The sequence below is a fragment of the Streptomyces sp. SAS_281 genome (assembly GCF_052542855.1).
Genome location: NZ_JBMNDO010000033.1, coordinates 38,418 through 48,414 on the forward strand (window position 1 = coordinate 38,418; position 9,997 = coordinate 48,414).

At 74.5% G+C, this 9,997-nt stretch carries 8 protein-coding genes; 4 read left to right on the forward strand and 4 right to left on the reverse strand.

Features of this window, described 5'->3' with window-relative positions; translation table 11 throughout:
• The first annotated feature begins 56 nt into the window (after positions 1 to 56).
• The 3 genes from ACN6LM_RS15345 (at position 57) to ACN6LM_RS15355 (ending at position 1,986) form a co-directional block, all read left to right on the forward strand.
• Positions 57 to 1,043, forward strand: a complete 987-nt coding sequence (locus tag ACN6LM_RS15345) for a WD40 repeat domain-containing protein (RefSeq protein ID WP_445065912.1) — start codon at positions 57 to 59, stop codon at positions 1,041 to 1,043.
• Between the two features lie 108 nt (positions 1,044 to 1,151).
• Positions 1,152 to 1,823 carry a DUF6338 family protein gene (locus ACN6LM_RS15350; protein WP_445065913.1) on the forward strand — a complete coding sequence of 224 codons (672 nt, stop codon included), beginning with the start codon at positions 1,152 to 1,154 and terminating at the stop codon, positions 1,821 to 1,823.
• Positions 1,792 to 1,986 carry a hypothetical protein gene (locus ACN6LM_RS15355; RefSeq protein WP_445065914.1) on the forward strand — a complete coding sequence of 65 codons (195 nt, stop codon included), beginning with the start codon at positions 1,792 to 1,794 and terminating at the stop codon, positions 1,984 to 1,986. Before ACN6LM_RS15350 ends, ACN6LM_RS15355 begins: the two co-directional genes overlap by 32 nt.
• Positions 1,987 to 2,040: 54 nt before the next feature.
• Here the strand turns inward: ACN6LM_RS15355 and ACN6LM_RS15360 are convergent, their stop codons facing one another.
• Positions 2,041 to 6,822 (reverse strand): CHAT domain-containing protein, encoded by a 4,782-nt coding sequence (locus tag ACN6LM_RS15360; protein WP_445065915.1) that lies wholly within the window; start codon positions 6,820 to 6,822, stop codon positions 2,041 to 2,043.
• A 56-nt stretch (positions 6,823 to 6,878) separates the two neighbouring features.
• Positions 6,879 to 7,274, reverse strand: a complete 396-nt coding sequence (locus tag ACN6LM_RS15365) for a PPOX class F420-dependent oxidoreductase (protein ID WP_445065916.1) — start codon at positions 7,272 to 7,274, stop codon at positions 6,879 to 6,881.
• A gap of 82 nt (positions 7,275 to 7,356) precedes the next feature.
• Between ACN6LM_RS15365 and ACN6LM_RS15370 the strand changes: the two genes are divergently transcribed.
• The gene (locus ACN6LM_RS15370; protein WP_445065917.1) at positions 7,357 to 7,851 is read left to right on the forward strand and encodes a GNAT family N-acetyltransferase; all 495 of its coding nucleotides are present in this window, start codon (positions 7,357 to 7,359) and stop codon (positions 7,849 to 7,851) included.
• Positions 7,852 to 8,032: 181 nt separating this feature from the next.
• On the opposite strand, the gene ACN6LM_RS15375 is transcribed toward ACN6LM_RS15370, so the two are convergent.
• Both ACN6LM_RS15375 and serC read right to left on the reverse strand, forming a co-directional pair.
• Complete coding sequence (locus tag ACN6LM_RS15375) at positions 8,033 to 8,659, reverse strand: Uma2 family endonuclease (RefSeq protein ID WP_445065918.1); 627 nt, start codon at positions 8,657 to 8,659, stop codon at positions 8,033 to 8,035.
• A gap of 150 nt (positions 8,660 to 8,809) precedes the next feature.
• Positions 8,810 to 9,928 (reverse strand): phosphoserine transaminase, encoded by a 1,119-nt coding sequence (gene serC / locus ACN6LM_RS15380; RefSeq protein WP_445065919.1) that lies wholly within the window; start codon positions 9,926 to 9,928, stop codon positions 8,810 to 8,812.
• Between the last annotated feature and the right edge of the window lie 69 nt (positions 9,929 to 9,997).

Genomic DNA, 9,997 nt, shown 5'->3' on the forward strand with positions numbered 1-9,997 from the left:
CGTCATCATGGCGGATCCGGGCTACGCGCCGGTAGGTGACGATGGACACTTGTGCCATGCGTTCGTACCGACTGACCTCCTCCCTCGGCGCCGCCGTGCTCCTCGCCCTCGCCGCGGCCCCCGCGCTCGCCGACGACGGGGCCGACCGGAGCTTCACGATCGAGGACCCCCGGATCACCGAGTCCAGCGGCCTCGCCGCGAGCCGCCTCCACCCGGGGATCTACTGGACGCACAACGACAGCGACGACGGCCCGTACGTCTTCGCGGTCGACTCGCGGACCGGGAAGACCGTCGCGACGATCACCATGAAGGGCGTCGGGCAGCCCCGCGACGTCGAGGCCATCTCGATCGGGCCGGACGGGAACGTCTACGTCGGCGACATCGGCGACAACCTCAACGGCAGCTGGGACCACGTCTGGATCTACCGCTTCCCCGAACCGAAGACCCTGAAGGACGCCACCGTCCGGGCCACCCAGTTCGACGTGAAGTACGCCGACGGGCCGCGCAACGCGGAGGCGCTGATGGTCCACCCCAGGACCGGGCGCGTCTACATCGCCTCCAAGAACGAGGACGGCGGCGGCCTGTACGAGGGCCCCGCGAAGCTCAGCACCGGCGGCGACAACGTCTTCAAGCGGGTCGGCGAGGTCCCCTGGGTGACGGACGGCGCCTTCTCGCCGGACGGCAAGGAACTCGTCCTGCGCTCCTACTTCAGCGCCCGCGGCTACACCTTCGCGAACGGGCGCCTCGGCAAGGACTACGACGTGGAGTCGCCGCTGCTCCCGCAGTCCGAGTCCGTGACGTACACGGCGGACGGCTCCGCCCTCATGTACGGCTCCGAGGGTGAGCGGAGCAGTGTCGTGCGGGTGGACCTGAAGGCGAGCGGGGACGGAGGCGGCGGCGCCACGCACCGGGCCGGGGGGACGAAGGACACGGACGACGGCGGGGACGGGGTGCCGGTGAAGGGCACGACGCTGACCGGTGTCGCCGTGCTCGCCGGGATCGGGCTGCTGCTCCTCCTGGGGCGGCGGCGCCGCAAGGGGTGAGGGCGCCGGATCCCCTGACGCGGGGGCGTCCGGTGCGTCATCCTGGGGCGGCGGGGTTCGGGCACGTACACGCCACGGGGGTGCGGCACCACGATGGTCCCTGGAACGGTGCAGCAACTGACCATCCTGCTGATCCTCGTGCTGCCCGGCGTCTTCCACCAGGCCGTCCGGGAGCGCCTGCGCGGACCGCTCGCCGCCGAGCAGGAGCCGCAGAACCGCCTCGTACGCGCGATCGCCGCCGGTGCCCTGCTCGACACGCTGTACGTGGTGGCCGCCGGGCCCTGGCTGCTGCGGCTGCTCCTGGGCGACGGCGAGGGACCCCTCGCGGGTGTGGCCCGGCAGCCCCGGCAGGCGGGTCTCGCCGCGCTGCTGCTGATCGTCGTCGTACCGGCCGCGCTCGCCTGGGCGGAGGCGGCCTGGCGGCGGCGGGACGCACGGGCGCGGTACGAGCCGACGCCGACCGCATGGGACGCGCTGTTCCGGGGGCGGGACTCCTGCTTCGTACGCGTACGGCTCAAGAGCGGGCTGTGGGTGGGCGGTTGGCTGGGGACCCGGTCCGCCGCCTCGGCGTATCCGCACAGCGGGGACCTCTATCTGGAGGCCCAGTACCGGATGGCGCCGGACGGCAGCTTCGTGGGCCGGGTGCCCGGCACCGGGGGCGTGTACGTACGCGCGGAGGAGATCGACGTACTGGAGGTGCTGCTGCCGCCCGAGCGGCGGCGGCCGGTGGTGAGAGGGGCGGACGAGGGTGAGCGAACGGGAACCGGAGCCGGGCAGTGACGACGAACTCGCGGAGTGGGCGGTGGAGTTCCGCTCCACCAAGACGTACCGGCCCACCCGCCTCATGGCCGAGCCGGACGAGCTGCCGCAGGGGCCCTCGGGCTCGGTGATGAGCGGACCGGCGGAGCAGGGCGGCGAGCAGGGGGAGCCGGACGAGGACTGAGCGTTCTTGCAGCCCCGTGTCCTTGCAGCCCGTTGTTCTCACGGCCCGGGGTTCTCACGGCCCCGTGTGGATGTGCGCCGCCCAGAGGTGCGGGGCGGCCGTGTAGCGGTCGCGCAGGGCCCGGACCGGGCCGTGCAGGGCGGCGGCCGGGTCGATGGGGCGGCCGCCGGAGACGTCCTGCGCGAGGGCCGCGTAGAACGCCTCGGTCACCCGGGTCGCCAGCGTGTCCGCGATGGGCCACAGCGTGCCGATCACATGGGGATACCCGGCGAGCTGGAAGGCCGCCGCCAGCTGGACCGCCTCGTCGGAGAGCCGGGTGCCGCCCCGGGACGCGGAGCACGCGGACAGCACGGCGAGCTCCGGGGCCGCCGGGCGGCGGACGGCCACGTCGGAGACGGTGAGGCGGCCGTCGTGGAGGACGAGGCCGCTCCGGGACGGGGCCAGCAGCTCGCTGACCCCGTGGCAGCTGAAGTGGACCCACGGGTGCGCTTCGAGCGCCCCGCCGACCGCGTCCACGGTCGCCTCGCGCCCGGCCAGCAGCCGCCCGCCCGGGAACAGCTCCGCCAGCACCTCCGCCTCCCGTGCGACCCCGGGCAGCGGCGAGGCCCCCGGCGTCTCGGCCAGGGCCACCACCAGCGGCGCGGGCCTGCCGCCCCGGGGACCGGTGAGCCCGGTGCGGGCGCGGGCCAGGGCGCGCAAGGTCGGGGTGTACGAGGAGACGGCCCGGTCCATGACCCAGGTGCCCGAGTCCGGCCCGCCGCGCCCGGCGGCGTGCAGGGGCAGGAAGGACAGCAGGCCGGTCGGGCACCACCACAGCCGGGGCCAGGGCTTCCCGGCGGCCGGTGCGGTGTCGAGGCCGAGGCGGCCGAGCACGGGCTCCGCGACCGTGTCCCAGAGCCGGCCGAGCGTGCCGGACAGGGTGCGCATCATGGCGACGGCCTCGTCCTTGCCGCGCGCGCCGTACGCCGTGTCGACGCCGTCGATGTACTCCGCGGCCCACCCGGCGACGGTGTTCCGGGTGAGGCCGGGCAGCGGGACCACGTCGATTCCGGCGGAGGTCACGACCAGGGCGTCGCAGCGGTAGGTGCTGACGTTGACGACCACGACCGGGCCGCCCTCGGCCGCCGAGAGCAGCTCCGGGACGGAGGGCGGGCGCAGAAAGTCCGCGAGGCCCGGCAGTCCCCGCACCTCCGTGAGGAGCCGGTCCCAGCGGCGGGCCAGGGCGTGGCGGGCCTCGGCGCTCTCCCCGGCCCCGGGCGGCCCGTCCGGGGCCGGGGAGAACGCGGCCGGGGCGCTCAACTCGTCGCGGACGCGCTCGAATTCCGCCGCGCGGACCGGGTCGGTGGCGTGCAGCCGTGACACGTCGGCGCGGTTCTCCAGGCCCTGGCCCAGCAGCACGCCCCGGCCCTGTTCGAGCAGGGCGAGCGCGCGTTCCGGGTCGCCCGCTTCGATGGCCAGCGCGGCGGCGTCGCTCGCCAGCCCGTCGGTGCCGCCGAGGCGGGCCTCCTGATCGACGCGGGCGAGGCCGCGCGGGGCGATGCCGGGCAGCAGCCCCACGGCGTACGCGTAACCCTCCAGGGCCTCGGCGCGGTCGCCCGTCCGCAGCGCGGCCAGGCCCCAGACGCGGCCGGCCTCGACCCGGGCCACGCGGTGCGCGACCGGGTTGCGGGCGGCGTCGCGGGCGAGGCGCAGGGTCTCCGCCAGGTCGACGTGCTCGCCGAGGGCGTGGCGGCTGACCTGCGCCATGGCCAGCAGGACCGCGGAGAGGGCGTGGCTCGGGTCGTCCTCGGCCAGGCCGGGGAGGGAGGCGCGGGCGGCTTCGGCGGCCCGCGCCCATGCCTCCCGGACCACGGGTCCTGACGGGTCGTCGGCGAGAGCGACGCGCGCGTGGCAGGCCATCGTGAGCTTCTGGAGCGCGAAGAATCGTGAGGGGTGGTCCTCGCCGAGCCGCTCCAGGGTGGACTCCAGCAGCCGGCGGGCCTCGTCGGCGGTGTCGGTGTCGCCGTTCGCCCGGGCGAGGTCGGTCAGCAGGTCCGCGAGGTTCATCGCGGCCCACTCGCCGCCCTCCCGGTCGCCGTTCTCCGCGGCCATCGCCTCGCGCAGCAGCGAGATGGCCTCCGCGGCGCCCGTGGTGTCGCCGGTGAGCTCGCCCCAGTGGCGCAGCGCCTCGGCGAGGTTGTTCAGGTGGAGCGTGCGCTCCATGGCCGCGGGCGGGCTCCGGTCGAGGGCCCGCCGCAGCACCGTCACGGCCTCCGCCATCCAGGCCCGGTTCCCGGTGCGCCGGCCCCGGTCCATGAGCGCGCCGCCCAGGTTGGTGAGCGCCATGGCGGTCCGGGCGGGAGAAGCGCAGGACACCGCCTCGCGCAGCGTCTCGACGGCGGCGTCCAGCAGGGCTTCGTCGCCGGTGTGGCGGGCCATCAGCCACTGGATGCCCCCCAGGCCGAGCAGGATCGAGCCGCGCGCCTCGGCCGTCGCCGGGCTCAGCGCGCGCAGGGCGGCCCGGAACTGGAACACCGACTCTTCGGCCCGGCGCGGTTCGCGGGTGCGGCGGTGGAGCGCGTAGAGGCTGTTCGCGAGGCCGAGCAGGGCCACCGGGTCGGGCGGGCCCGGGGCCATCACCAGTGCTTCGCGGTGCCAGTGGACGGACTCCTCCAGAAGGCCGTCGGGGTCGGCGGCGATCCGGGCGAAGTTGCGCAGGGCGTCACCGAGCGCGGTGCGGCAGGCGGACCCGCCGTAGGTGTCCTCGTCGGAGACGGCGACCGCCCGGCGCAGCACCTCGACGCCCTCCCGCAGCGCGGCGGTGTCCGAGCAGAACTCGGCGCGGGCGAGCAGGGCCTCGCCGAAGCAGAGGAGCTGGTGGGCGTGGAGCATGTCCTCCGGTGCGGACCGGGCGATGGCCTCGCGGTGGGACGCCACCGCCTCGGCGATCAGCTCGGGGCGGCCGGAGCGCAGTGCGGCCTTCACCTGCGCGAGACCGATGTTCGACCGGAACACGGAGTGCTCGGTGCGCGTGAGCGGGGCGTGTGCCAGCTCCTCGCGGAGGAGGCGCACCACTTCCTCGTACAGCTCGACGCCGGTCGTCTCGTCGGCCCGTGCGGTGAGGACGTTCGCGAGCTCCGCGTGGCATTCCCAGTACGCCGGGCTGCCGGGCGGGAACAGCGCGAGCGCCCCGCGCATCGCTTCGGCGCCCGCCCGCCACACCCGCTCGTCCTGCCCCGCGCGGTGGGCCAGCGCCGCGCCGAGGGCGAAGCGGGTGGTGGCCTCGAAGCCGTCCTCGGGGGAGGGCAGCGCCAGCGCCTCGCGGAAGGCGTCGACGGCCTCGTCCACCTCGGCCGGGTCGCTGGACAGGTGCAGGCAGCGCCCGAGCGCGGCCAGGACCCGGGCGCGCTCGGGGGAGCGGGGCGGCAGGTCCCCGGCGAGGGCGCGGATCAGGGCGGCCGGGGCGCGCAGGTCGGCCGGGTCGCTCTCCGGCACGGTGGTCCGGGTGTGCCGGAACGCCCGTTTGGTCACCAGGTCGGCCAGGTCGAGGGCGTGCAGGACGCGCCGGGCCAGATCGCCGGGCGGCAGGCCCGCCATCCCGGGCAGGGCGTGGGCGACGGCGTCCGCCAGATCGCGCGGGTTGCCCGACGCGCCGAACCGGGCGTCCAGGACCCGGGAGAGGACCCAGTGCGCCTGGGCGCGGACGGGGTGCCCGTCCGGTGCGCCGGCCAGGGCCTCCCGGGCGACCGTGTACGCGTCCTCCAGGGTTTGCGGGTCGCCGGTGCTGACGGCGTGACCGCCCATGAGGAGGCCGAGGTTGGTGAGGTACACGGTGCGTTCGTAGGGGCTGTGCGCGGCATCGGCGGCCTCGCGGCAGACGGCGATGCCCTCCTCGTACGCCGTGCGGTCCTGCGGGGAGCCCTGGACGAGGGCGACGCCCAGGTCGGAGAGGAACGAGGCGCGGGAGGGCAGCGGGGCGTCGGGCTCGGCGAGGGCGTCGCGCAGCCGGGTGACGCCCTCGTGGCGGAGCGCGGGGTCGTCCAGGATTCTGGCCGCCGCGCACAGGGCCGAGCCGAGGGTGGCGCCGAGCTGCGCGCGGCTCGGGCTGTTCCAGGTGATGAGCTCCGCCGCCTTCCGCAGCGCGGCGACCGCTTCCCGGACCGCGTCCGGGTCGCCGGTCGCCTCGGCCCGGTGCCGGAGGACGTGGCCCAGGTTGCCGTGCCGGCGGGCCTGCTCGTCGCGGGGGCCCGGGGCGCAGAGGACGGCGGCGCGGGACGCCTCGTCGGCGGCGGCGAGCGCCTGCGGTCCGGCGCCCGCCTGTGTTGCGTAGAGGAGGACGAGCCCCAGGTCGGACAGGTAGCCGCCCTGTTCGAGGCTGCCCTCGCCCGCGGTGGCGGCGGCGTGGCGCAGCAGGGTCTCGGCGAGCGGCAGGGCGCCCGGGGCGCGGCCCTGCTGGAACAGCACGGTGATCCCGACCGCCGCCTGGTACGCGAAGCCGGGCTCGGTGGCGGCGCCGTCCGGTCCGCCGGCCAGCGTCGCGAAGAGGGGGTGCAGACCGGACGGCAGCTGCCCCGGCGCCAGGCCGTCCAGCTCGGCGAACCAGAGGACGGCGGCGCCGAGGGCCACCGGGTCGGCCCCGTGGAGGGCGAGGAAGTACGACCATTCGGCGTGGCCGAGGGCGAGGGCCCCGAGGGCCCACACGCTGCCGTCGGGCAGGTCGGTACCGGCCCGCACTCCGTCGGCCGCTGCCCGGGCCTCGGTGCCGAGGAACCACTCCAGGGCGCGATGGTCGGTCGCGGCGCGGGCGGCCATGTCGAGGAGGAGGCGCGCCGCGCTCTCGGCGGTCCCCGGTGTCATCGCCCCCCCGTCGGCCGGCAGCTCCTCCAACCTACCGACCGGGGGCGGGACTTGACTCAGGAATCCATGGGCCGGATCTCGTAGTGCAGGGTCCGGTCCCGTTTCAGCCGGTGGGTCAGCGGGACCAGGACCCCCTGCGTCGCCGGGTACTTGCGGGACAGCATCCGCGAGGCGTGCGTGTTCTCCTTCGAGCCCGCCGGGAGGAGGCGCGCGTGGGCCTCGACCTGCGGGCCCGTGGGCCTGCCGCGCACGGTGCACGGGCCGATCCGCACCACCGGGTGGTTGCGCATGCGTTCCACCTTCCACGCCGAGGAGAACGTCCGGATGTACGCGTGGTCGCCCTCGACCGCGATGTGCACCGGGGTGTCGGCGTGCGTCCCGTCCTGCCGCCGCGTGCTCAGCAGGACGGTGTACTGCTTCACGAAGGGCTTGAGCTCCGGGACCGTGTCCATACCTCCATGGTCCGCCCGTACGCCTCCGCGCTCATCCGGGCGGCGGGCGCCCCGCAGGCGTTTCGCGTAGGGTCCCCGGACCATGAGCCCCCGCACCCCCGAGCCCTTCGCCACGCCCCGCCTGACGGCTCTGCCCCTGCGGGTGGAGTACGCGGACGAGATGGCCGCCGTCCTGGCCGACCCGGCCCTGCACACCTTCACCGGAGGCGCCCCGGAGAGCCCGGATGCCCTGCGGGAGCGGTACGCGCGGCAGACGGCCGGCTCGCCGGACCCGGGCGAGCTGTGGTGGAACTGGGTGCTGCGGGCCGGTGACGGTCTCGTGGGGTACGTGCAGGCCACCGTGCGCGGCGACCGCGCCGAGATCGCGTGGGTGGTGGGCGTCCCGTGGCAGGGGAAGGGGTACGCCCGCGAGGCGGCCGGGGGCCTGGTCGCGCATCTCCGCGATGCAGGTGTCACGACCGCCGTCGCCCACATCCACCCCGAGCACACGGCGTCCGCCGCCGTGGCCGCCGGGGCGGGCCTGACGCGGACGGGGGAGTGGGAGGACGGCGAGGAGCGGTGGGGGCTGGGCGTCTAGGGCGTGTTTCGAAAGTAGCGCCGTCCGCCCGGAGGGCGGGTCCGGCGGCGTCCGGTGCGTGCGATCGCAAGGCGGAGGGTCGCCCCGATACTGGGTGTATCGGGGTGATCCCGACAACGCGGCGAGCGTGCGTGCCAGGCGTCGCCGGACAGGCGGGACTTTCGAAACACGCCTTAGGGCCTCAGGCGTCCGGCGTACGGGGCTTCGGCCGGCCCGCCCGGATCAGTTCGGCGACATCGAGGCTCACCTCGGCGCCGATCGATGCGGGCAGCGGCGCCTGCTGGCCGGGGGCGTACACCTCGTGGCGGTCGTACGAGCTGCCCAGCGGTTCCGTGAGGACGTGGACGCGGTCGTGCTTCCGGTCGAGGATCACGTAGACGGGGATCTTCGCCTCGGCGTACGCGGTGACCTTGTGCCGCAAGTCGCCGGCGTAGTTGCTGGAGGTGACCTCCAGGACGAGGCGGAAGACGGCCGGGTCGTAGCTGTTGTTCTTGATCAGGTGTTCATCGAAGTCCGCGTCGACCAGGGCGAGATCGGGGATCGCGAAGTCCTCGGGGCCGCCCGGCAGCCACAGGCCGATGCCTTGGAGGACTGCCGTCTCCCCGTCGTCGAGTCCGGCCGTGATGAAGGGACGCATGAGCTTGGTCAGAGCGCGGGCGTGCGGGCCGTCCGGGGGTGGAGCCACGGTGATGATGCCTCCGATGATCTCGACGCGATGGCCGGGATTCTGCTCGGCGAGCCGGTTGGCCGTGACGAGCAGGGGCTCCGGTCCATCGTCACAGGGGTGCTCGACTGCTGCTGCAGACACTGCGGGCCTCCTGGAATGGCTGGTGTCGAGACCATCATCGTAGGGCTGAACGGCTTCAGACCGTGTTGCTGGCATATGCCACACGGTCGGGTGACGCAGAAACGGCCCCGCACACCTCGCGGTGCGCAGGGCCGTTCCGGGGCGTGCGGGCTACAGCTTCTCGATCACGTAGTCGATGCAGGCCGTCAGGGCCTGGACGTCCGCCGGGTCGATCGCCGGGAACATCGCCACGCGGAGCTGGTTGCGGCCCAGCTTGCGGTACGGCTCGGTGTCCACGATGCCGTTGGCGCGGAGGGCCTTGGCGATCGCGGAGGCGTCGATCTCGTCCGCGAAGTCGATCGTGCCGATGACCTGGGAGCGCTTGGCCGGATCGGTGACGAACGGGGTCGCGTACTTGGACTCCTCGGCCCAGCCGTACAGGTGGCCGGAGGAGGCGGCCGTGCGGCCGGTCGTGAAGTCCAGGCCGCCCTGGGTGTTCATCCACGTCAGCTGCTCGTTCAGCAGGAAGAGCGTGGCGAGCGCCGGGGTGTTGTACGTCTGGTTCTTCAGCGAGTTGTCGATCGCCGTGGGCAGCGAGAAGAACTCCGGGATGTGCCGGCCCGAGGCGTGGACACGGGCCGCGCGCTCCAGGGCGGCCGGCGAGAAGACGCCGATCCAGAGGCCGCCGTCGGAGGCGAAGGACTTCTGCGGGGCGAAGTAGTAGACGTCCGTCTCGGCGATGTCGACCGGGAGGCCGCCCGCGCCGGAGGTGGCGTCCACCAGGACGAGCGCGCCCTCGTCGGCGCCCGCGACGCGCTTGATGGGCGCGGCGACACCGGTGGAGGTCTCGTTGTGCGTGAAGGCGTAGACGTCGACGCCCGCCTCGGCCTGCGGGTCCGGGTGGGTGCCCGGGTCGGAGGCGATGACGGTCGGGTCGGCCAGCCACGGGGCCAGCTTGGCGGCCTTCGCGAACTTCGAGGAGAACTCACCGAAGTTGAGGTGCTGGGACTTCGACTCGATCAGACCGTGCGTCGCGATGTCCCAGAAGGCGGTGGAGCCGCCGTTGCCCAGGATCACCTCGTAGCCCTCGGGGAGGGAGAAGAGGTCGCGTACGCCCTCGCGCACCGCGCCGACCAGGTTCTTCACCGGGGCCTGGCGGTGGGACGTACCGAGCAGAGACGTGCCGGTGGCGGCCAGCGCGTCGAGCGCCTCGGTCCGCACCTTGGAGGGACCGGCGCCGAAGCGCCCGTCTGCGGGCTTGATGTCAGCGGGAATCTGGATGTCGGCCACGAGTCGGAGCGTAACGCCTCGGTGCGGAGGCCACGCACCCTGTCCGTCGGATGAGACAGGGTTTCCGAC

Excerpts from the sequence above, each read along its gene's own strand:
- ACN6LM_RS15345 (WP_445065912.1), top strand. The coding sequence starts at position 57 with ATGCGTTCGTACCGACTGACCTCCTCCCTCGGCGCCGCCGTGCTCCTC.
- ACN6LM_RS15360 (WP_445065915.1), bottom strand. The coding sequence starts at position 6,822 with ATGACACCGGGGACCGCCGAGAGCGCGGCGCGCCTCCTCCTCGACATG.
- ACN6LM_RS15365 (WP_445065916.1), bottom strand. The coding sequence starts at position 7,274 with ATGGACACGGTCCCGGAGCTCAAGCCCTTCGTGAAGCAGTACACCGTC.
- ACN6LM_RS15370 (WP_445065917.1), top strand. The coding sequence starts at position 7,357 with ATGAGCCCCCGCACCCCCGAGCCCTTCGCCACGCCCCGCCTGACGGCT.